This is a genomic window from Kitasatospora sp. NPDC059577, from assembly GCF_042735475.1.
Taxonomy (GTDB): domain Bacteria; phylum Actinomycetota; class Actinomycetes; order Streptomycetales; family Streptomycetaceae; genus Kitasatospora.
Map to the genome: position 1 here is coordinate 23,582 of NZ_JBHWBZ010000014.1, position 21,980 is coordinate 45,561.

Annotated in this window: 17 protein-coding genes; 5 read left to right on the forward strand and 12 right to left on the reverse strand. The window is 72.8% G+C overall.

Annotated features, from left to right (window positions below; translation table 11 throughout):
- Nucleotides 1-100: 100 nt before the first annotated feature.
- The 3 genes from ACFV0O_RS14340 to ACFV0O_RS14350 all read right to left on the reverse strand — a co-directional run bounded on the left by ACFV0O_RS14340 (nucleotide 101) and on the right by ACFV0O_RS14350 (nucleotide 4,353).
- Nucleotides 101-1,294 (reverse strand): RtcB family protein, encoded by a 1,194-nt coding sequence (locus ACFV0O_RS14340; RefSeq protein ID WP_380340973.1) that lies wholly within the window; start codon nucleotides 1,292-1,294, stop codon nucleotides 101-103.
- Nucleotides 1,295-1,621: 327 nt separating this feature from the next.
- Nucleotides 1,622-2,986, reverse strand: a complete 1,365-nt coding sequence (locus ACFV0O_RS14345) for a M16 family metallopeptidase (RefSeq protein WP_380341182.1) — start codon at nucleotides 2,984-2,986, stop codon at nucleotides 1,622-1,624.
- Between the two features lie 20 nt (nucleotides 2,987-3,006).
- A complete protein-coding gene (locus ACFV0O_RS14350; RefSeq protein ID WP_380340976.1) occupies nucleotides 3,007-4,353 on the reverse strand; it encodes a M16 family metallopeptidase in 1,347 nt (448 codons plus the stop codon).
- A 270-nt stretch (nucleotides 4,354-4,623) separates the two neighbouring features.
- Here ACFV0O_RS14350 and ACFV0O_RS14355 point away from each other — a divergent pair, with 270 nt between their 5' ends.
- Entirely contained in the window at nucleotides 4,624-7,074 is a 2,451-nt protein-coding gene (locus ACFV0O_RS14355) for a DNA topoisomerase (ATP-hydrolyzing) subunit A (protein WP_380340979.1), read from the forward strand.
- A 184-nt stretch (nucleotides 7,075-7,258) separates the two neighbouring features.
- A complete protein-coding gene (locus ACFV0O_RS14360; protein WP_380340981.1) occupies nucleotides 7,259-8,161 on the forward strand; it encodes a sucrase ferredoxin in 903 nt (300 codons plus the stop codon).
- Between the two features lie 72 nt (nucleotides 8,162-8,233).
- On the opposite strand, the gene ACFV0O_RS14365 is transcribed toward ACFV0O_RS14360, so the two are convergent.
- Genes ACFV0O_RS14365 through ACFV0O_RS14375 form a run of 3 tightly spaced genes read right to left on the reverse strand, consistent with a single transcriptional unit; the run spans nucleotide 8,234 to nucleotide 11,017 of the window.
- Complete coding sequence (locus tag ACFV0O_RS14365) at nucleotides 8,234-9,310, reverse strand: ABC transporter substrate-binding protein (RefSeq protein WP_380340984.1); 1,077 nt, start codon at nucleotides 9,308-9,310, stop codon at nucleotides 8,234-8,236.
- A gap of 38 nt (nucleotides 9,311-9,348) precedes the next feature.
- Complete coding sequence (locus ACFV0O_RS14370; RefSeq protein WP_380340987.1) at nucleotides 9,349-10,218, reverse strand: ABC transporter permease; 870 nt, start codon at nucleotides 10,216-10,218, stop codon at nucleotides 9,349-9,351.
- Nucleotides 10,208-11,017 (reverse strand): ABC transporter ATP-binding protein, encoded by an 810-nt coding sequence (locus ACFV0O_RS14375; protein WP_380340990.1) that lies wholly within the window; start codon nucleotides 11,015-11,017, stop codon nucleotides 10,208-10,210. Before ACFV0O_RS14375 ends, ACFV0O_RS14370 begins: the two co-directional genes overlap by 11 nt.
- 326 nt (nucleotides 11,018-11,343) lie before the next feature.
- On the opposite strand from ACFV0O_RS14375, the gene ACFV0O_RS14380 reads away from it, so the two are divergent.
- Nucleotides 11,344-12,951: an ATP-binding protein gene (locus tag ACFV0O_RS14380; RefSeq protein WP_380340993.1), complete on the forward strand. Its 1,608-nt coding sequence runs from the start codon at nucleotides 11,344-11,346 to the stop codon at nucleotides 12,949-12,951.
- Complete coding sequence (locus ACFV0O_RS14385) at nucleotides 12,951-13,637, forward strand: response regulator (protein WP_360258322.1); 687 nt, start codon at nucleotides 12,951-12,953, stop codon at nucleotides 13,635-13,637. Before ACFV0O_RS14380 ends, ACFV0O_RS14385 begins: the two co-directional genes overlap by 1 nt.
- Before the next feature lie 123 nt (nucleotides 13,638-13,760).
- Here ACFV0O_RS14385 and ACFV0O_RS14390 read toward each other — a convergent pair whose 3' ends face one another.
- The 6 genes from ACFV0O_RS14390 to ACFV0O_RS14415 all read right to left on the reverse strand — a co-directional run bounded on the left by ACFV0O_RS14390 (nucleotide 13,761) and on the right by ACFV0O_RS14415 (nucleotide 21,074).
- Nucleotides 13,761-15,581 (reverse strand): cation acetate symporter, encoded by a 1,821-nt coding sequence (locus tag ACFV0O_RS14390; protein ID WP_380340997.1) that lies wholly within the window; start codon nucleotides 15,579-15,581, stop codon nucleotides 13,761-13,763.
- On the reverse strand, nucleotides 15,578-16,165 hold the full coding sequence (locus ACFV0O_RS14395; RefSeq protein WP_380341000.1) for a DUF485 domain-containing protein: 588 nt from the start codon (nucleotides 16,163-16,165) through the stop codon (nucleotides 15,578-15,580). Before ACFV0O_RS14395 ends, ACFV0O_RS14390 begins: the two co-directional genes overlap by 4 nt.
- Before the next feature lie 125 nt (nucleotides 16,166-16,290).
- Nucleotides 16,291-16,983, reverse strand: a complete 693-nt coding sequence (locus tag ACFV0O_RS14400) for a response regulator transcription factor (RefSeq protein ID WP_360258328.1) — start codon at nucleotides 16,981-16,983, stop codon at nucleotides 16,291-16,293.
- Nucleotides 16,980-18,176, reverse strand: a complete 1,197-nt coding sequence (locus ACFV0O_RS14405) for a sensor histidine kinase (protein ID WP_380341004.1) — start codon at nucleotides 18,174-18,176, stop codon at nucleotides 16,980-16,982. Before ACFV0O_RS14405 ends, ACFV0O_RS14400 begins: the two co-directional genes overlap by 4 nt.
- Nucleotides 18,177-18,243: 67 nt before the next feature.
- Nucleotides 18,244-18,729 carry a DUF1453 domain-containing protein gene (locus tag ACFV0O_RS14410; RefSeq protein WP_380341007.1) on the reverse strand — a complete coding sequence of 162 codons (486 nt, stop codon included), beginning with the start codon at nucleotides 18,727-18,729 and terminating at the stop codon, nucleotides 18,244-18,246.
- Nucleotides 18,730-18,962: 233 nt separating this feature from the next.
- On the reverse strand, nucleotides 18,963-21,074 hold the full coding sequence (locus ACFV0O_RS14415) for a type IIA DNA topoisomerase subunit B (protein WP_380341010.1): 2,112 nt from the start codon (nucleotides 21,072-21,074) through the stop codon (nucleotides 18,963-18,965).
- Between the two features lie 540 nt (nucleotides 21,075-21,614).
- On the opposite strand from ACFV0O_RS14415, the gene ACFV0O_RS14420 reads away from it, so the two are divergent.
- On the forward strand, nucleotides 21,615-21,851 hold the full coding sequence (locus ACFV0O_RS14420; protein ID WP_380341013.1) for a hypothetical protein: 237 nt from the start codon (nucleotides 21,615-21,617) through the stop codon (nucleotides 21,849-21,851).
- Nucleotides 21,852-21,980 lie beyond the last annotated feature (129 nt).

A 21,980-nucleotide genomic window follows, 5' to 3' on the forward strand; every position in this document is an offset into this window, starting at 1 on the left:
TCCCTGTTGGCCCCGCCCGTCTCCCCCGCCGGGGCCTGCGGCCCCGCAAACCCCGGAGGGGGTGGCCGCCGCACCCCGGCGGCACCCCGATCCGTTGTGGTCAGCCCTTGACGCAGACGACCTGCTTGAGGTGCGCGACCACCTCGACGAGGTCCTTCTGCTGCTCGATGACCTTCTCGATGTTCTTGTAGGCGCCCGGGATCTCGTCCACCACGCCGCTGTCCTTGCGGCACTCCACGCCCGCGGTCTGCTCGGCCAGGTCCCGCGTGGTGAACCGCTTCTTCGCCGCGTTGCGGCTCATCTTGCGGCCCGCGCCGTGCGAGGCGGAGTTGAAGGACGACGCGTTGCCCAGGCCGCGGACGATGTAGGAACCCGTCCCCATCGAACCCGGGATGATCCCGAGGTCCCCGGAGCCGGCCCGGATCGCACCCTTGCGGGTCACCAGCAGGTCGACGCCGTCGTACCGCTCCTCCGCCACGTAGTTGTGGTGGCAGCTGATGACCTCGTCGAAGGTGACCTCCGCCTTGGCGAACTCGCGCCGGACGACGTCCTGGAAGAGCGCCATCATCACGGCGCGGTTGTGCTTCGCGTACTCCTGCGCCCAGAACAGGTCCTGGCGGTAGGCCGCCATCTCGGAGGTCTTCGCGAGGAAGACCGCGAGGTCCTGGTCGATCAGGCCCTGGTTGTGCGACAGCGAGCGGGCGACGCCCATGTGGTGCTCCGCCAGCTCCTTGCCGATGTTGCGGGAACCGGAGTGCAGCATCAGCCAGACCGCGCCGGTCGTATCGACGCACAGTTCGATGAAGTGATTACCTCCGCCGAGCGTCGCCATCTGCTGCATCGCCCGCTCGCGGCGCCACTTGACCTCCTCCGCGATGCCGTCGAAGCGCCGCCAGAAGTCGTCCCAGCCGACGGCGCTCACGCCCTGCAGCTTCGCCGGGTCGACCGGGTCGGCGTGCAGGCCGCGGCCGACCGGGATGGTCCGCTCGATCTCGGAGCGCAGGCCCGACAGGTCGTCCGGGAGGTCGTCGGCGGTGAGCGAGGTCTTCACCGCGCTCATCCCGCAGCCGATGTCGACGCCGACCGCCGCCGGGCAGACCGCGTCCTTCATCGCGATGACGGAGCCCACCGTCGCGCCCTTGCCCAGGTGCACGTCGGGCATCACGGCGAGGCCGCGCAGCCAGGGCAGCGAGCTGATGTTGCGCAGCTGCTGCAGGGCCTGGCCCTCGACCGTCGCCGGGTCGGTCCACATCCGGATCGGGACCCGGACGCCGGGTACCTCGGTGTACGTCATGATCGAACGACCTCCACGGGTCGGGTGGTTCACGGGAAACGGGGTGCCGCGCGAAAGGATCCCGGCGCGGCCCGGGGAAGTTCAGGGGGGCTCAGGCGCCCGGGGCGGCGGCACGGGGGGAGTACGGCCTCGGGGAGCGTCGTCGTATGGCTTGCTCGACCCGCATGGTGACCGCCTCCCTTCGTTCGTCCCGATCCGCGTTCGCACGTGCTGTGCGTCGGGGAACATCTATCCATGGAACGGGTCGGGCCCGCAACGGATTTAGGAACGCGTCCGGCCCGGCGGAGCGGGTGCTCCACCGGGCCGGTGCGACAGGGTCCGGGGCCGTCAGCCGACGACGGTGACCTCGCCGATGCCGAGCGCCCGCACGTCCTCGGCGATCACGGCCGCGTCGCCGACCAGGACGGTGACCAGACGGTCCGGCGGGAAGGCCGCGACGACCGCCTCGGTGGCGGCGGCGGTGGACAGTTCGGCGAGCTGCCGGTAGATCTCGGCCTGGTAGTCGTCCGCCAGGTACTGCTCGACCTGGTCGGCCAGGGTGCCGGCCACCGAGCCCGCGGTCTCGTACTTGAGGGGCGCCACGCCGACCAGGAACTGCACGGCCTCGTCGCGCTCGGCGTCGGTGAGGCCCTCGGCGGCGAGGGTGCGCAGGATGGTCCAGGTGTCGGCGAGCGCCGGGGCGGTGGAGGCGGTGTCCACCGAGCCGCTGATGGCGATCAGCGAGCGCCCGCTGCCGTCGGCGGCGGAGCGCAGCGGCTGGGCGAAGGCCCGGACGCCGTAGGTGTAGCCCTTCTCCTCGCGCAGGACGCGGTCCAGTCGGGAGGTGAGGGTGCCGCCCAGGCAGTAGGTGCCGAGGGTCTGCGCGGCCCAGACCGGGTCGTGGCGGTCGGGGCCGATCCGGCCGATCAGCAGCTGGGTCTGGACGGACCCGGGGCGGTCCACGATGACGACGCGGCCGTGGTCGTCACCGGCGACCGGGGCGTGGACGGAGGCTTCGGCAGCCGGGCCGGTCCAGGTGCCGAGGGTGCCCTCCAGGAGGGCGGGCAGGTCGACGCCGGTGAGGTCGCCGACCACGACGACGGTGCTGGTCGCCGGGCGCACGTGGGCGTCGTAGAAGGCCTTGACGGCGGCACGGTCGATCGACTTGACGGTGTCGGAGGTACCGGCGCGGGGCCGGGAGAGCCGGTCGGCGGCGTCGAAGAGCTGGGCGTAGAGGGCCTTGGCGGCGCGCCGGGCGGGGTTGGCCTGCTCGTGGACGATCTCGTCCAGGCGGTTGGCGACCAGGCGCTCGATCTCGGCCTCGGGCAGCGCGGGCGCGCGCAGGGCGTCGGCGAGCAGGGACAGGCCGCGCTGCAGGCGGGAGGCGGGCACCTCCAGGGAGACCCGGATGCACGGGTGGTCGGCGTGCGCGTCCAGAGTGGCACCGGCCCGCTCCAGCTCGCCGGCGAACTCCTCAGCGCTGAGGGTGTCGGTGCCCTCGTTGAGGGCGCGGGCGAGGATCGCGGCGATGCCGTCGAGGCCGTCCGGCTCGGCGGCGAGCGGAACGTCGAGGAGGACCTCGACGGCGACCAGCTGCTGGCCGGGCCGGTGGCAGTGCAGGACGGTGATGCCGTTGCCGAGGGCGGCCCGCTCCGGGGCGGGGAAGGCCCACGGGCCGGGGGTGCCGGGCTGGGGCTGCGGGTGGAAGGTCATGGCGGGGACGTAGTCGGTGCTCATACGGCGGCACCCTCCTCTTCGGAAGCGGCGTCGGAGTCGTCGTCGGTGTCGGCGGCGGTCGGCTCGTAGGCGAGGACGGCCCGGTTGTCGGGGTGGAGCCGGGCCGCGGCGACGGCCCGGACCTCCTCGGCGGTGACGTCGAGGACCTTGGGGAGGGCGTCGTTGAGCAGCTTGGGGTCGCCGAACAGGACGGCGTAGCGGCAGAGTTCGTCGGCGCGGCCGGCGACGGTGGTGAGCCGGTCCAGCCACTCGCGCTCGATCTGCGCCTGGGCGCGCTCCAGTTCCTCGGGCGTGGGGCCCTCGGCGGCGAAGCGGGCGAGTTCCTCGTCGACGGCCGCGTCGATCTGCGCGAGGGTGGCGTCGCCGGAGGTCTTGACGTCGAGCCAGCCGAGGCTGGGGGCGCCGGCCAGGCGCAGCAGGCCGAAGCCGGCGGCGACGGCGGTGCGGTCGCGGCGGACGAGCCGGTTGTAGAGGCGGCTGGACTCGCCGCTGCCGAGGACGGTGAGGGCGAGGTCGGCCGCGTCGGCCTCGCGGGTGCCGTCGTGCGGGAGGCGGTAGGCGGCCATCAGGGCGCGGGAGGGGACGTCCTCGTGGACCTCCTCGCGGATCTCGCGGCCGATGGTGTCCGGGAGCTCGCCGGAGCGCGGGGGCTGCTTGCCGTCGTGGGCGGGGATCGAGCCGAAGTACTTCTCGACCCAGGCGACGGTCTGCTCGGGGTCGATGTCGCCGACGACGGACAGGACGGCGTTGTTGGGCGCGTAGTAGGTGCGGAAGAACGTCCGGGCGTCCTCCAGCGTGGCCGCGTCGAGGTCGGCCATGGAGCCGATGGGCGTGTGGTGGTACGGGTGGCCGTCGGGGTAGGAGAGCGCGGTGAGCTTCTCGAAGGCGGTGCCGTACGGGACGTTGTCGTAGCGCTGGCGGCGCTCGTTCTTGACGACGTCGCGCTGGTTCTCCATGGACGTCTCGTCGAGCGCGGCGAGCAGCGAGCCCATCCGGTCGGCCTCCAGCCAGAGGGCGAGTTCCAGCTGGTGGGCGGGCATGGTCTCGAAGTAGTTGGTGCGCTCGAAGCTGGTGGTGCCGTTGAGCGAGCCGCCGGCACCCTGGACCAGTTCGAAGTGCCCGTTGTTGGAGACGTTGGCGGAGCCCTGGAACATCAGGTGCTCGAAGAGGTGGGCGAGGCCGGTGCGGCCCTTGACCTCGTGGCGGGAGCCCACGTCGTACCAGAGGCAGACGGCGGCGACCGGGGTGAGGTGGTCCTCGGAGAGGACGACGCGCAGCCCGTTGGCCAGGCGGTGCTCGGTGATGGCGATGCCTCGGCTGGAGGCGGGGGCCGGGTTGGCCATGCGCTCGGGTCCTTCCCGTCGTCGATGTCGGGGGTTCGTGTGGCGTCCCCCATTGTGGTGCAACGTGCGGGAGCCGTGTTCGTGTCCGCGCGGACGGGGTCGTTCGCCAGGGGCGGAAGAGGGCCGCTGACCGGGAGTGTCCGCGCGAGGGTCCACAATGGGGGCGCCGCGCCCTGTCGACCACGCCGGGTTGACGGGTCCGGCGCGGGGCGGCACCGACCGCCGCCCCACCGAGACACAGCCAGCGACACGTAAGGGAGCCCCGCCGCGATGGCCCGCCGCAGTTCGCAGACCCCGCCGCCCGGAGACTTCGAGGAGCGGATCCTCGACGTCGACGTCGTGGACGAGATGCAGGGCTCCTTCCTGGAGTACGCCTACTCGGTGATCTACTCGCGTGCGCTGCCCGACGCGCGGGACGGTCTGAAGCCGGTGCACCGCCGGATCCTGTACCAGGCCAACGAGATGGGCCTGCGCCCGGAGCGCGGGCACGTCAAGTGCGCACGCCTGGTGGGCGAGGTGATGGGCCGGCTGCACCCGCACGGTGACGCGTCGATCTACGACTCCGTGGTGCGCATGGCCCAGCCGTTCTCGATGCGGCTGCCGCTGATCGACGGGCACGGCAACTTCGGTTCGCTGGGCAACGACGACCCGCCGGCCGCGATGCGCTACACCGAGTCGCGGCTCACCGCGGCGTCGATGGCGATGGTGGAGTCGATCCACGAGGACACCGTCGACTTCGGCCCGAACTACGACGGCAGCGAGCAGGAGCCGCTGGCGCTGCCGGCCGCGTTCCCGAACCTGCTGGTGAACGGCGCGACGGGCATCGCGGTGGGCATGGCGACCAACATGCCGCCGCACAACCTGTCCGAGGTGGTGGCGGCGGCCCGGCACCTGATCAAGCACCCGACCGCGGACCTGGACACGCTGATGCGGTTCGTCCCCGGTCCGGACCTGCCGACCGGCGGGCGGATCGTGGGCCTGTCCGGGATCCGGGACGCCTACGAGTCCGGCCGCGGCACGTTCAAGATCCGGGCGACGTGCACGGTGGAGGCGGTGACGGCCCGTCGCAAGGGCATCGTGGTCACCGAGCTGCCGTACAACGTCGGCCCGGAGAAGGTCATCTCGAAGATCAAGGACCTGGTCAACGCGAAGAAGCTGCAGGGCATCGCGGACGTCAAGGACCTGACCGACCGCGAGCACGGGCTGCGGCTGGTGATCGAGGTCAAGAACGGCTTCGTGCCGGAGGCTCTGCTCGAACAGCTCTACAAGCTGACGCCGATGGAGGAGACCTTCGGCATCAACAACGTGGCGCTGGTGGACGGGCAGCCGCTGACGCTGGGCCTGAAGGAGCTGCTGGAGGTCTACGTCGACCACCGCTTCACCGTGGTGCGCCGGCGCAGCGACTTCCGCCGCCGCAAGCGCCAGGAGCGGTTGCACCTGGTCGAGGGCCTGCTGGTGGCGCTGCTCGACATCGACGAGGTCATCGCGATCATCCGGTCGAGCGACAACGCGCAGCAGGCGAAGGAGCGCCTGATGGAGCGCTTCTCGCTGTCGGACACGCAGACCGCGTACATCCTGGACACCCCGCTGCGCCGGCTCACCCGCTTCGACCGGGTGGAGCTGGAGCAGGAGAAGGCGAAGCTCAACTCGGAGATCGCGGACCTGACCGAGATCCTGGAGTCGGACACCAAGCTGCGCAGCGTGGTGTCGACCGAACTGGGCGCGGTGGCGAAGCAGTTCGGCACGGAGCGGCGGACGGTCCTGCTGGAGGCGGGGGCGGCGCCGTCGGCGGCGCTGGCGGTGCCGCTGGAGGTCGCGGACGACCCGTGCCGGGTGCTGCTGTCCTCGACCGGCCTGCTGGCGCGGACGGCGGACGGCGAGCCGTTCGAGCTGTCCGAGAAGCGGTCGAAGCACGACGTGATCGTGTCGGCGGTGCACGCGACGGCGCGCGCCGACGTGGGCGTCGTGACGTCCGCGGGCCGGGTGCTGCGGCTGCCGGTGATCGACCTGCCCGCGATGCCGCCGACCCCGTCTCCGAACCTGGCGGGCGGGGCCGCGGTGGGCGAGTTCCTGCGCCTGGAGACCGGGGAGCGGGCGCTGGCCCTGACCACGCTGGACGAGTCCTCGCCGGGGCTGGCGCTGGGCACGCTGCAGGGCGTGGTGAAGCGGGTGGTGCCGGAGTGGCCGGCGAACAAGGACGAGTTCGAGGTGATCGCCCTCAAGGAGGGTGACGAGCTGGTCGGCGCGGTCGAACTGCGCACCGGTGAGGAGGACCTGGTCTTCATCGCCTCCGACGCGCAGCTGCTGCGCTACCCGGCGGGCCAGGTCCGCCCGCAGGGCCGTCCGGCCGGTGGCATGGCCGGCATCAAGCTCTCCGACGGGGCGCGGGTGCTGTCGTTCACGGCGGTGGACCCGGCCGCCGACGCCGTGGTGGTCTCGGTCGCGACGGCCTCCGGCACGCTGTCCGACGGCGAGCAGACGACCTGGAAGGTCACCCCGTTCGAGCAGTACCCGCGCAAGGGCCGCGCCACCGGCGGCGTCCGCTGCCAGCGCTTCCTGCGCGGCGAGGACGCCCTGGCCTTCGCCTGGGCGGGTGCCGCGCCGGCCCGCGCCGCCACCGCCAAGGGCGTCCCGGTCGACCTGCCCGACCGTGACCCGCGCCGCGACGGGTCCGGCACGCCGGTCACCGCCCGGGTCGACGTGGTCGCCGGCCCGGCGTAACGGCCGGCCGCGGCGGAGGGAGGGGCGTTCCCGGGCGTCCCTCCCTCCGCCGTTCCCGGACCCGCGCCGTCACGGGCTCCGCCACGACGGGGCCTCCCCCGCCCCGGCCCCGGGCCTCCCCGCACCGGTCCCGGCCGTCCCCGGTTCGGCGACCGCGCCGGCAGGTGAGGGTAGCCTTGCCCGGGTGAGCACCTGTGCGACGCTGTCGCGTGAACTTTCGGAACCGCTGGCCGCGACGGCGGCGGTGGCGAGCACCTGGCTGCTGGTGGAGCAGAACGGGCCGTGGGGTGCGAAGGCGCTGCGCGAGAGCCACCTGGACACGGCGGTCGGGCGGGCCCTGGAGGAGGCCGCGGCCGGGACGGGTGTGCGGGTGGCGCTGGTCCGGCGGCCGGGTCGGCACGCGGACTGCCTGCCGACGGCGCGGCACGAGGTGGTCGTGGCGCACACGGTGCCGGGCCGCGGCTGGGTGCGCCGGACGCAGGTGGCGGACCCGGCGGAGCTGCTGGGCCTGGACTTCGCGGCGCTGGGTGCCGGCGACCACACGGGCTTCGGTGCGGAGCACGTCGGCGGCCCGGTGGCGCTGGTGTGCACCAACGGGCGGCGGGACCGCTGCTGCGCACTGCTGGGCCGGCCGCTCGCGGCAGAGCTCGCGGCGGCCGGGCACAGCGAGGTGTGGGAGGTGACCCACCTGGGCGGGCACCGCTTCTCCCCCACGATGCTGGTGCTGCCGCACGGCTACGCGTACGGGCGGCTGACGGCGGAGAGCGCCAAGGAGGTGCTGGCGGCGACGGCGGCCGGGCACGTGGTGCCGGAGTGGTCGCGGGGCTGCTCGGGCTGGGAGCGTCCGGGTCAGGCGGCGGAGCACGCGGTGCGGCTGGCGACCGGCGAGACCGGGGTGGACGCGCTGACGCTCACCCAGCGGCCGGACGGCGGGGGCCGCTGGCTGGTGACGGTGCTGCACCGGGACGGCCGGGCCTGGGAGGTGGACGTGATCGAGTCGGCGAGCGAGCCGCCGCGCCCGGAGAGCTGCGGCAAGGCGGCGGGGACGCCGTCGCGCATGGACGTGCTGTCGGTGCGCGGGATCTGAGCGGGGGTCCGGACGGCGGCGGCCCCGCGCCCGTGGGGGTGAGCGCGGGACCGCGGCGGCACGGGGGCGGGCTCAGCCGGTGGCCTTGCCGACGAACTCGGTGGTGTACGTCCTGAACAGGTCGATCGACCCCTCCTTGCCCTTGACGTCCGGGTGGAACGCCGCGAGCACCGCGAGCACCGTCTTCGGCCCGTCGGCCGGCATCACGCCGTCCGTGGTGAACATGGGCAGCGTCGCCTTGATCGCCGCCGCGTACTGCTCGGCGCCGCCCTGCGCGTAGTCGGCGGGCATCTTCGCGGCGATCTCCTCGGGGGTGTGGGTGGACATCCACTTGAGGGTCTTCACGAAGGCGTTGGCGAGCTTCTGGGTGGTGTCCTTGTTCTTCTCCACCCAGTCGGCGTTCATGTACAGCGAGGACGACGGGTACAGCCCGCCGAGCGCCTGGCGCGAGCCCTCGGGGGTGCGCATGTCGTAGAGGACCTTGCCGAGGCCCTTGTCCAGGATGGTGGCGACGGTGGGGTCCGTGGTCATCCCGGCGTCGATGCTGCCCTGCTGGAGCGCGGCGATGAAGGTCTGGCCGGCGCCGACCGCGATCGGGCTGAACTCGCTGACGGCGGTGCCGTTCTTGACCGCGAGGTACTTGGTGAGGAAGTCGGTGGAGGAGCCGAGGCTGGTGACGCCGAGCTTCTTGCCCTTGAAGTCGGCGCCGGACCTGACGGCGTCGGCCTGCTTGGTGGAGACCACCTCGACCTCCCCGGGCGCCTGGGCGAACTGCACCACGGACTCGACGTTCTTGCCCTTGGCCTGCAGGTCGATGGTGTGGTCGTAGAAGCCGACGGCGCCCTGGACGTCCCCGGCGAGCAGGGCGGTGGTGGCGTTGACGCCGGCAGGCTCGGTCATCAGCTCGACGTTGACGCCGGCCTCGGCGAAGGCGCCGAGCCGCTGGGCGAGCATCGCGGGCAGGTAGATGACCTTGTCCAGGCCGCCGACCATGATCTTGACCTTGGGTCCGTCGACCTGCTGCCCGGCCGGGGCGGCGACCGCCCCGTGCCCGGCGGTGGCGGCGTCGTTGGCGCAGGCGGAGAGCGGGACGAGCAGGGCGGCGGCGAGGGCGGCGGCAGCGGCTCTGCCGGTGGAGTTCGGGCGCATGGGTGGGGGTGCCTCTCTCTTCTTCTCAGGCAGGGGTGTCAGCGGCCGTCGCCCGCGTCGGCGGGCTTCCAGCGGAACAGCTTCTTCTCGGCGAAGGTCAGCAGGCCCTCGGTGAGCAGCGCGACGACGGCGAGGATGGTCATGGCGGCGTACACGCCGGCCGCGTTGAAGGTGCCCTGGGCGGCCGCGACCAGCAGGCCGAGGCCCTTGGTGGCGCCGATGTACTCGCCGACGATGGCGCCGATCAGCGCGAAGCCGAAGCTGACGTGCAGGCTGGTGAAGATCCAGGTGGTGGCGGCGGGAATGACCACCTGGAGGGTGACCCTGCGGTTGTCGGCGCCCAGGATGCGGGCGTTGGCGACGAGGTTGCGGTCCACCTCGCGGGCGCCCTGGAAGGCGTTGAAGAACACCGGGAAGAACACCAGCACCACGGCGGAGGCGACCTTGGAGGCCGGGCCGAGGCCGAACCAGATCAGGAAGATCGGCGCGAGCACGATGCGCGGGATGGCGTTGAGCACCTTGATGTACGGCCCGAACACGTCGGCCAGGAAGCGGATCCGGCCGAGCGCGATGCCCAGCAGCACACCACCGATGACACCGATCACCCAGCCGGTGAGGGCCTCGTAGAGGGTGTAGCCGATCTGCTCGCCGAGCGAACCCTGGGCGGTGCCGTGGGTGATCCACTGCCAGATCTGGTCCCAGATCTTCGACGGCTGCGAGAAGTTGAACGGGTCGACGACGTTCGTCCGGGCGCAGACCTCCCACAGCCCGAGGAAGGCGACCAGGACCGCGACCCGGGCGCCGTAGACGCCCAACTTCCGGTTGCGGGCGGCCCGTTCACGGGCCTCGGTCCTCGTGGTGACGACCGGGGGCTTCCCGGCGACGGCGGATACGGACTCAAGCGGCACGACCCGCTCCTCTCTCCCGGGTGATGCGCACCTCTTCGCCGAGCGAAGCCCAGATCTCGCGGTACAGCTCGACGAACCTGGGTTCCAGCCGGACGGCCTCCACGGTGCGCGGTCGTGGCAGGTCGACGGTGAAGACCTCCTTGACGGTGGCCGGTCCGGCGGTCATGACGACGACCCGGTCGGCGAGCGCGATGGCCTCGTCCAGGTCGTGGGTGACGAAGACGACCGACGAGCCCGTCCCGGCCCACAGCTCCAGCAGCTGGTCCGACATGAGGGCGCGGGTCTGCACGTCCAGTGCCGAGAACGGCTCGTCCATCAGCAGGATCGTCGGGTCGTTGACGAAGGTCTGGGCGAGCGCGACGCGCTTGCGCATGCCGCCGGACAGCTGGTGCGGGTAGCGGTCCTCGAAGGCGGCGAGGCCGACCCGGCCCAGCCAGTCCCGGGCCCGCTCCCTGGCCTCGGCGGCGGGCACGCCGCGAAAGCGCGGGCCGGCCATCACGTTGGACAGGACGGTGCGCCAGGGGAAGACGGCGTCCTGCTGGAAGACGAACCCGACCTTCGGGTCGATCCCGGTGACGGGCTCGCCGTCCACCCGGACCTCGCCCTCGGTGGGCTCCTCCAGGCCGCTGACCAGTGTCAGCGTGGTCGACTTGCCGCAGCCGGTGGGCCCGACAACGGCGACGAACTCGCCCTGGGCGACGGTCAGATCGAGATCACGGACGGCGGTGTGCAGCGCCCCGGACGGGGTGCGGAACCGTTTGGTGGCGCCGGTCAGCTCGATCGCCGGGGTCTTGCTCATTCGTTCCTCCCGGGTCAGTGCTTGCCCCGGAAAGGTAGGAGCGGCCCCGGCCCCGGCGGGAGCCTTCTCCGCGTACTGCGGGTTCTCCGCGTTGAGGGGTGTTCTGCTCGTTTTGCTTCCGCTACAACTGCGGGGGCGCGGCTGACAGAAACACGCCGGAAACGTAGGGTGTCCCGACCCCCACCCCCGCGGAACGCCCTACCCCCGCTCGGAACCATCCCCCTCGGAACCATCCCCCTCGGAACCACCCCGCTCGGAACGCTCCGCCCCTCGCGGAATGCCCCCACCCCCGCAGAACCGCCCGAAGCCGCCGAGAGGAGGCCCGGATGAAGCTCCCCCACTGGCCCCGCCGGGTCTTCGCACAGCTGCTGCTGAGCCAGACCGTCGTCACCGTCGGTGTCACCGCCGTGACCGCCGGACTGTTCCTGGCCCCCGTCAGCAGCGAGCTGGACCACGACGCGATGCAGCGCGCGCTGTCGATCGCCCAGGCCACCGCCACCGACGAGGCGATCGCCCGGGCCGCCGACACCCGCGACGTGGTGACCGCGCAGCGCAACGCCGAGCAGATCCGCCTGGCCACCGGCGCCAGCTTCGTGGTGGTCACCGACCTGGACGGGATCCGGCTCTCGCACACCGACCCGGGCCGGATCGGCCAGCGGGTCAGCACCGACCCGGAGCCGGCGCTGGGCGGCCGCAGCGTCACCGCGATCCAGCAGGGCACGCTGGGCCGCACCGCACGCGGCAAGGTGCCGCTGCGGATGTCGGACGGCCGGATCGTCGGCGAGGTGTCGGTGGGCATCAGCGACGACTCGATCCGCCGCCGGCTGCTGTCGATGCTCACCGGGATCCTGCTGTGCGCGGGCGCCGGCCTGACCGCCGGTACGGTCGCCACGCTGGCCCTGGCCCGCCGGCTCAAGCGCCGCACCCACAACATCGCACTGGCCGACATCTCCGCGCTGCTGGTGGAGCGGGAGGCGATGCTGCACGGCATCCGCGAGGGCATGGTCGCGCTGGACGAGCACGACCGGATCCGGCTGGCCAACGACGAGGCGGTCCGGCTGCTCGGCCTGCCCGAGGACTGCACCGGCCGCCCGATCGCCGACGTGCTGCCGCCGGGTCGGCTGGCCGACGTGCTGACCGGGCGGATCACCGGCGCCGACCTGCCGGCCGTCCGGGACGACCGGGTGCTCGTGGTGAACCGGATGGCGACCGCCCCGGGCGGGCCCGCCGGCGGGGCGGTGGTCACGCTGCGCGACCGCACCGAGCTGGAGTCGCTGGTCCGCGAGCTGGACACCACCCGCAGCCTGACCGAGGCCCTGCGCGCCCAGGACCACGAACACGCCAACCGGATGCACACCCTGCTGGGCCTGCTGGAGCTGGGCCGCCACGAACAGGCGGTGGCGTTCATCTCGGAGCAGTCCGGCTCGCACGCCGTGGTCGCCGCCCGGATCGCCGAGCAGGTGCAGGACCCGCACGTCGCGGCGCTGCTGGCGGGCAAGACGGCGGTGGCCGGCGAGCGCGGGGTCCGGCTGGTGCTGGCTCCGGCGGCGCACCTGCCGGACGTGGTGGTGGACGCGCGGGCGCTCGTGACGGTGCTCGGAAACCTGGTCGACAACGCAGTGGACGCGGTGGCGCCGGACGGGGGCGGCCGGGTGGAGGTGAGCCTGGCGGCGGCCGGCTCCACCCTGCTGCTGCAGGTCGCGGACAGCGGCCCCGGCGTGCCGGAGGAGCTGCGCGAGCAGGTCTTCGAGGAGGGGTGGACCAGCAAGGACGCACCCGCGCACCGTCCGCGCGGGCTGGGGCTGGCGATGGTGCGGCGGCTGGTCGAGCGGACCGGCGGCCGGATCGTGCTCGACACCGGGCCGGTGGGCGGCGCCCGGTTCACGGTCGAACTGCCCGAGGCCCTGCTCACCGACCGGCTCGTGGAGGCGTGATGATCGACGTACTCGTGGTGGACGACGACTTCCGGGTCGCCGACGTGCACGCCGCGTACGTGGCCAGGGTGCCGGGCTTCCGGGTCACCGGCACCGCGCACTCGGCCGGGGAGGCGCTGGCCGCGCTGGAGCGTCGACCGGTGGACCTGCTGCTGCTCGACCACCACCTGCCCGACGAGACCGGGCTGGCCCTGGTGCGCCGGCTGCGGGAACGCCAGGTGGCCTGCGACGTGATGATGGTGACCGCCGCCCGGGACGTGTCGACGGTGCACGCCGCGATGCAGCACGGCGCGCTGCAGTACCTGGTCAAACCGTTCACCTTCGCCGGGCTGCGGGACAAGCTGACGGCGTACGCGCAGCTGCGGCACGCGCTGGCCGCACCGGCCCGGGAAGCCGGCCAGGACGAGGTGGACCGGCTGTTCGCCACCCTGCGCAGCGCCGCCGCCCCGGCCGGAACGCTGCCCAAGGGCCACTCGGCGCCGACCACCGACCTGGTGATGGGCGTGCTGCGCCGGGCGGGCCGGCCGCTGTCCGCCCAGGAGGTCGCGGACGCCACCGGGCTGAGCCGCTCCACGGCGCAGCGCTACCTCAAGCAGCTGGAGCGGGACAGCCGGCTGCGGCTGACCCTGCGCTACGGCGACACCGGCCGGCCGGAACACCGCTACGGGCTCGCGGCCCGGGCGTAAGGCCCGTCTTCGAACCGCCGGCCCTGTGGACGCGGGCTCGGGGACGGGCCCTGGCCGAGGACGGCGCGGACACGGCGAACCCCGGCGGCCCCAGGCCCGCCGGGGTTCCCCGGGCTCGACGGCTCAGGCCGCGCCCGCACCGGTGAGGGCACGGACCTCCAGCTCGGCGAAGCGGTCGGCGTCGGCCGGCTCGGACGAGGTGACCGTCCCGATCCAGCCCGCCAGGAAGCCGAGCGGGATGGAGACGATGCCGGGGTTCTCCAACGGGAACCAGTGGAAGTCGACGCCGGGGAACAGCGCCACCTTGGTGCCGGAGACCACCGGGGAGAAGAACACCAGCACGATCGCCGGGACCAGCCCGCCGTACACCGACCAGACCGCGCCGCGGGCGGTGAACCGCGACCAGAACAGGCTGTACAGCAGGACGGGCAGGTTGGATGAGGCGGCGACGGCGAAGGCCAGGCCGACCAGGAAGGCCACGTTCAGCTGCTGGGCGTAGAGGCTGATCACGATCGCCGCCGCGCCGATCCCGCCCGCCGCGAACCGGGCCACGACCACCTCCTGCTGCTCGCCGGCCCCGGGCCCGGGGTCCTCGGCCGCCCGGGAGGCCGTGACGCCCTCCTCCGACCGGGACGCCGGGACGGCTTCGGTCCGACGGCGGCGTCCCCGGCCGCCCGCTGCCCGGTCGCGCAGTGCCCGTCCGCGTCCCCGCCGCGGCCGGTTGCGCCAGGCCCCGGCCCAGATGTCGTGGGCGAAGGCCGCCGAGGAGGCCAGGGTCAGCCCGGCGACCACGGCGAGGATGGTGGCGAAGGCGATCGCCGAGATCAGCGCGAACAGCACCACCCCTCCGGTGCTGCCGTTTCCGCCGCCGAGGACCAGGGCGAGCAGCGGCACGGCGGTGTTCCCCGCCGAGTTGGCGTGCCGCACCTCGGCCGAGCCGACCAGCGCGGTGGCGCCGAGGCCGAGCACGATGGCCATCAGGTAGAAGCCGCCGACCAGGCCGATCGCCCACATCGTGGAACGGCGCGCGGCCCGCGCGGTGGGCACGGTGTAGAAGCGGGACAGGATGTGCGGCAGGCCGGCGGTGCCGAGCACCAGGGCGAGGCCGAGGCTGAAGAAGTCCAGCCGGCTGGTGAAGCCGTGGCCGTACTTCAGGCCCGGTTCCAGGTAGCGGTGCCCGGCGCCGCTGTGCTGCGCCGCCTGGCGCATCAGCTCGCCGAGGTCGCCGTGGAAGCGGACCACCAGCAGCACGGTGAGCAGCACCGAACCTGCGGTGAGCAGGAAGGCCTTGACGATCTGGATCCAGGTGGTGGCCCGCATCCCGCCGATCGTGACGTAGACGATCATCAGGGTGCCGACCGCGATGATCGTCCAGGTCCGGGCGTGCGGACTGCCGGTGCCGAGCAGCAGGGCGACCAGCGAGCCGGCACCCACCATCTGGGCGACCAGGTAGAGCAGGGTGACGACGACGCTGGCGCCGCCGGCCGCGGCCCGCACCTTGCGGCGGCGCAGTCGCAGCGCGAGCACGTCGGCGAGGGTGTACCGGCCGGCGTTGCGGACGAGTTCGGCAACCAGCATCAGCACGACCAGCCAGGCGACCAGGAAGCCGATGCTGTACATCACCCCGTCGTAGCCGTACAGGGCGATCAGCCCGGCGACGCCGAGGAAGGAGGCGGCGGAGAGGTAGTCGCCGGAGAGCGCGAAGCCGTTCTGCAGCGGGGTGAAGTCGCGGCCGCCGGCGTAGAAGTCCTCGGCCGCGTTGCCCTGGCGGCCGACCCACAGGGTGATGCCCAGGGTGACCAGGACGACGACGGCGAACAGCGCGATCGCGAGCGAGTGGTGGTCACCGGTGGGGGCGACGGGGGGCGGGGTGGCGGTCGTCAGCACGGTCGTCACCGTGTTCTTCACCGCGCCGGTCATCAGGGTGGTCATCACGCTCGTCATCGCAGTTGGTCCTGGGTGTCCCAGCGCAGGCCCAGGGCGGCGCGGTCGCGCTTGGTCCGGGCGTTGCGGGCGTAGAGCCAGGTGAGCAGGAAGGTGGAGGCGAACTGCAGCAGGCCGAGCAGCCAGGCGACGTTGAGCGGACCGGCCACCCGGGTGCGCATCAGGTCCGGGGCGGCGGCCTGGGCGGCGACGTACATCAGGTACCAGCCGAGGAAGGCGCCGGTGACCGGGAAGACGAACGACCGGTAGCTGCGGCGGATGTCCTGGAAGGCCGCTCCGGCCTGGACGGCCCGGTAGACCTCGGTGCTGTCGGTGGCCTCCGGGACGGCCGCGGCGACGGCCGCGGGCTCGGCCGGGGCCGGCTGCTCCGCGACGGTGGAGGCCGTACGGGCCGGGGAGGGCTGCGCCGGTACGGCCGTTCGGCCGTGCGGCGCAGCGGGTTCGGACGGGAGGTCCGAGCGGACGCCCGGCGGGGCGTCCGGGGGCTCACCGACCGCGGCGCCGGAGGAGGTGGTGGCGGCCGGAGCGGCCCACCAGTCGAATCGCTGTCCCTGCCCGGGACTGCTCGTCTGCTGTTGTGGCACTGCTGCTCCTGAACGGCCGGACGTCCTGACCCGAACCATCATGGGGGCCGCCGGACAGCCTCTCGGACCATCGCAGATACGTTCACTCGATGAGGTGATCGATCATCAGACAGGCGCTCATCCGACTACTGCTGCGTACCGGTGATTCCGTGCCGGAACGCGTATGCGACCGCCTGCGCCCGGTCCCGCACCGCGGTCTTGGCGAACAGGTTGTTGATGTGCGTCTTCACCGTGGCCTGGCTGACGAACAGCCGCTGGGCGATCTCGGCGTTGGAGAGGCCCTCCGCGATCAGTGCCAGCACCTCCGCCTCCCGGGCGGTCAGCCCGTCGGGCAGCTCCCCCGGCCGGGCGGCACGTCGTTCGACCGACGGCACGACCCGGTCCGGCCGCTCCGAAAGCCTTTCCAGCAAACGGAGTTGGACCTGCGGGGAGAGTCCGGCCGCGCCCGCGCGGACGTCCGCGATGGCCCGGGCGATCTCCTCGCCACCGGCGTCCTTGGTGAGGTACCCGCGGGCCCCCGCCTGCAACGCCGGGAACAGCGAGTCGTCGTCGGCGTAGGTGGTGAGGACCACGACCTCGGTCTCCGGGTGGGCCGCCCGGATCCGCCGGGTCGCCTCGACGCCGTCGCAGCGCGGCATCCGCAGGTCCATCAGCACCACGTCCGGGTGATGCCGCTCCACCAGGGCGACGGCCTCCTCCCCGTCGCCCGCCGCACCGACCACCTCGATGCCGGGCAGCAGCCCCAGCAGCATCACGATGCCCTCGCGCACCACCGTCTGGTCGTCCGCCACCAGCACCCTGGTGACCGCCGCCGTCATGCCGGCACCCGCAGCAGCACGCGCCACCCTCCGTCCTCCGGGCCCGCCGTCAGCGTGCCGTCGAGCAGTTCCGCGCGTTCGCGCATCCCCAGCAGACCGTACCCGCTGCCGCTGCCGGCCAGCTCCGCCGGCGACGGCCCGTCCGCCGACTGGCCGCGCGGTGGGCGGGTGTTGCGCACCTCCAGCTCCACCGCCCCCTCCAGGTAGCGCAGTTCGACGGAGCAGCGGGTACCGGGCGCGTGCTTGCGCACGTTGGTCAGCGCCTCCTGCGCGGTGCGCCGCACCGCGAGGGCGCACTCGGCGGCGAGCGGGCGCGGGGTGCCGACGACGGCGAGGGCGGCCCGCTCCCGGCCGGTCAGCTCGACCAGGAAGTCCCCGACCGGGGTGAACTCGCCGCGCAGCGCGGACAGCGCCTGCCGGGTCTCGGCCAGGCCGTCCTGCGCCATCCGCCGTGCGGCGACGACCCGTTCACGGATCTGCTCGCGGTCGGTGTCGCGCTCCAGCATCAGCCGGGCCGCCTCCAGGTGGACGAGCTGCGCGGACAGGCTGTGGGCGAGCACGTCGTGGATCTCCCGGGCGATCCGGGCCCGTTCGGCGAGCGCCGCGCTCTCCGCCTCGGCGGCCCGGGCGGCCCGCTCCTGTTCGAGCAGCCGGCGCGCGGTGCCGCGCGCCTCGACGTCCAGCCGCAGCAGGTAGCCGAGCAGACCGATCCCGACCACGGTGGCGCCGACGCCCAACCAGTCCGCCGGGTTGACCGCCGCGTACGAACCCATCGCGGCCCCCGCGACGACCACGGCGGGGGCGAGCGGCAGCCGGACCAGCGAGAGCACGGCCAGCCCGCACCACAGGACGTCGCCGAGCGTGGGGGCCTGCCCCCGGTGGGCCAGCCAGCCGGCCGCGAACAGGGCGGCGGCGAAGGCGAACGCGGGCGCCGGGCGCTGCTCCCGGGAGGCGCGCAGGAAGCCGGCGCCGATGACGACGGAGGCGGCCAGCCCGACCACCGCGGCCACCAGCGACCAGCCGGCGTACCTGCCCCCGGAGAACGTCCCCCAGCACACGGCGGTCAGCATCACGACCCGGCCGAGCACCGTCAGGGTCCGCCGCGGTCGGCTCTCCGCCTCGCGTTCCAGCCCCTCGCGGGACGGCCAGCGGGTCCAGTACCACCCGGCCACGGGTGCCTCCTCGGTGCTCACGGCGGCTCGGGGCCCACCTGCGGGATCACTGCGGTGTACCGGCGGTCACGGTCGACGCGCCGACGGGTCACCGCGCTACGGCGGTCCGCTCCGCGGGCTCCAGCATCCGGGCCCTCCAGTTCACCACGAGCGAGCGGACCAGCAGCATGACCGCCATGCCGAGCATCAGCGCGCTGCCGGACTGGTGGACGTGCAGCGCCGATCCGATCCCGTACAGGCCGATCCGGACGGCGATCATCCCACCCCAGGCGGCCATGGTGGCCTTGGTGCCCTTGGCCAGGACGGAGCCGTCGGCGTCCCGCCAGAGCCGGACGGTCCAGCCCCAGACCGATCCCATCGCGAGTACCGTCAGCAGCCCGGCGGCCAGCAGGGCCGCCGAGAGCCCGGTGTGGTGGTGGTCGATGATCTGCGGGTCCCGCAGCGCGAGCACGCCCAGGATCAGCGGCAGCAGCCAGAACCGGCGCTCGGAGTCCAGGCGTTGGACGCGCATCTGGCGCTGGACCACCAGGACCACCACCGCGGCGACCACGAGGACGTCGGTGAAGGCGTTCATGCCGTCACCTCGCCGCACTCGGCAGGGGCGCCCGCCCGCACGCGCCTCTCGACGACCCGCTCGTTGCGCTCGTTCATGGGAGCTTCTCCGTCCCGACGGAAGGGTTTCTGCTGACCCCTCCGACGCTACGGACCGGGCCGTTCCCGCTGATCGGAGCCGGGGTGGACCTCGGGTGGAACGGAACCGGCCGAGCCCTCCACCCGTGGGTGGAGGGCCCGGCCGGACGGGGTGCGTCAGGCGTCGATGCGCGAGCGGTCCAGGGTCGCCGCCGAGTCCACGATGAACTCCTTGCGCGGGGCGACGTCGTTGCCCATCAGCAGGTCGAAGATCCGCTCGGCCTGCTCCAGGTCGCCCAGGTTGATCCGGCGCAGCGTGCGGTGACGCGGGTCCATGGTGGTCTCGGCCAGCTGGTCGGCGTCCATCTCGCCGAGACCCTTGTAACGCTGCACCGGGTCCTTCCAGCGCAGCCCCTTGCGCTGGAACTCCAGCAGGGTGGAGCGCAGTTCGGCGTCGGAGTAGGTGTAGTGGTACTTCTCCTGGCCGCGCTTGGGGTTGGTGAGCTCGATCCGGTGCAGCGGCGGCACGGCGGCGAAGACCCGGCCCTGCGCGACCATCGGCCGCATGTAGCGGTGGAAGAGGGTCAGCAGCAGGGTGCGGATGTGCGAGCCGTCGACGTCGGCGTCGGCCATGAAGATGACGCGGCCGTAGCGGGCCTGGTCGATGTCGAAGGTGCGGCCCGAACCGGCCCCTATCACCTGGATGATCGCGGCGCACTCGGCGTTCTTGAGCATGTCGCTCACCGAGGCCTTCTGCACGTTGAGGATCTTGCCGCGGATCGGCAGCAGCGCCTGGAACTCGGAGTTGCGGGCCAGCTTGGCGGTGCCGAGCGCGGAGTCGCCCTCGACGATGAACAGTTCGCTGCGCTCGACGTCGTCGCTACGGCAGTCGGCCAGCTTGGCGGGCAGCGAGCTGGTCTCCAGCGCGGTCTTGCGGCGCTGGGCCTCCTTGTGCTGGCGGGCGGCGACCCGGGTGCGGGCGGCCGCGACGACCTTCTCCAGCACGGCCCGGGCCTGGAGCTTCTCGTCCTTCTTGGCCGAGGTGAGGAAGGCCTTGAGCTCCTTGGCGACGACGGCGGCGACGATCCGGTTGGCCGCCGAGGTGCCGAGCACCTCCTTGGTCTGGCCCTCGAACTGCGGCTCGGCGAGCCGGACGGTGACCACCGCGGTGAGGCCCTCGGTGGCGTCGTCCTTGGTGACGTCGTCCTCGGCGACGCGCAGCAGCTTGCCCGCCCGCAGCGCCTCGTTGACGGTCTTGGCCAGCGAGCGCTCGAAGCCGGTGACGTGGGTGCCGCCCTTGGGGGTGGCGATGATGTTGACGAAGGAGCGCAGGGTGGTGTCATAACCGGCGCCCCAGCGCAGCGCGATGTCCACGCCGAGGGTGCGGGTGACCTCCGTGGGGGTCATGTGGCCGAGCTCGTCCAGGACCGGCACGGTCTCCTTGAAGGTGCCCTCGCCGCGCAGCCGCAGCACGTCGCAGACCGGCTTGTCGGGGGCCAGGAACTCGCAGAACTCGGCGATGCCGCCGTCGTAGCGGAAGACCGACTCGTCGACCTGCTCGCTCTCGGTGAGCCGCTCGTCACGCACGACGATGGTCAGGCCGGGCACGAGGAAGGCCGTCTGCCGGGCGCGGCTGTGCAGCGTCTCCAGGGAGAGCTTGGCGTCCTTGAGGAAGATCTGCCGGTCGGCCCAGTAGCGGATCCGGGTGCCGGTGCGGGTCTTGGGCACCTTGCGGGCCTTGGTCAGACCGTTGGCCGGCTCGAAGGGCGCGTCCGGACTGGTCTCGGTGAACATGCCGGGGGTGCCGCGGCGGAAGCTGATCGCGTGGGTGTGGCCGCCGCGGTCGACCTCGACGTCCAGCCGGGCGGAGAGCGCGTTGACGACGGAGGCGCCGACGCCGTGCAGACCACCGGAGGCCGCGTAGGAGCCGCCGCCGAACTTGCCGCCGGCGTGCAGCTTGGTCATCACGACCTCGACGCCGGAGAGCCCGGTCTTGGGCTCGACGTCGACCGGGATGCCGCGGCCGTTGTCGCGGACCTCGACCGAGGAGTCGGGGTGCAGCACGACGTCGATGCGGTCGCAGTAGCCGCCGAGCGCCTCGTCGACGGAGTTGTCGATGATCTCCCAGAGGCAGTGCATCAGGCCGCGGCTGTCGGTCGAGCCGATGTACATGCCGGGGCGCTTGCGGACGGCCTCCAGCCCCTCCAGGACGAGCAGGTGCCGCGCGGTGTAGTTGGAACCGTCGTCGCCGGCCAGCAGCGCGGACGGCACGGTCGTTTCGGCACTCACGCGGCACTCTCCTCGGTGAAGTTCTGTCTCATCGGTCACATCCGGACGGATCCGGACCAAACGCCAGTGCAGCACGCCGCACCGACATTCGTCGCTCTGCGTGCCCACACCCCTCCGCCGGGTACGCAGCACGCCGGCCCGGCCCCGCGCAGCTTGTACGCGCTGCGCGAACAAGGACCGCGTCCGGGCGTGGGCACCGGGGGCGCCATCTCCTCCCGGTACCACCGGTCCTGGCGGTCCGTGGGGCCCGGTACAGGCTCCGGAACTGCCGTTATGCAGGCTACCGGGGCCCGGGACGGGGCTTATGCTCCAACCCGGCAGAGGATTATGCTACGCGGACCTCGAACCCGATCCCGATCGGACGTTCGAGCGACGGGCGGATCCCGGGATTTCGGCACGCATGAACCACCGGCACCCGGGGCACGTCCTCATCAACGACAGCAGAATCCTCAGAGAAGAAAAGCCACGAGCGGGAACGTTTTCGGCCTGGTTGGATGTTGACCCTGGTACGACAGCTCGTCGAGCTAGAGAAGAGGCGACGTGACTACTGTTCTGACACCTGCGAGCCCGCTCACCGCGGCTGACCGCTGCGACCGCTGCGGCGCCCAGGCCTACCTGCGCGTCGTACTCGCCAGCGGCGGAGAGCTGCTCTTCTGCGCCCACCACGGCCGGAAGTTCGAGCCCGAGCTCAAGAAGATCGCCGTGGAGATACAGGACGAGAGCGGCCGTCTCACCAGCACCACGGCCACGGCCACGGCCGACGACGACGAGCGCTGATTCCTGGCGCCACCGACAACCGACGTCGAGCTGTGTTCGGTCGCGCACTACGCGCGACCGCTTTTGCGCGGGGGCGCGCCCCCGCGCGGGGTCGAGCGCGCGGAGGGGGGGGAGCGGGGCCCCGCGCGC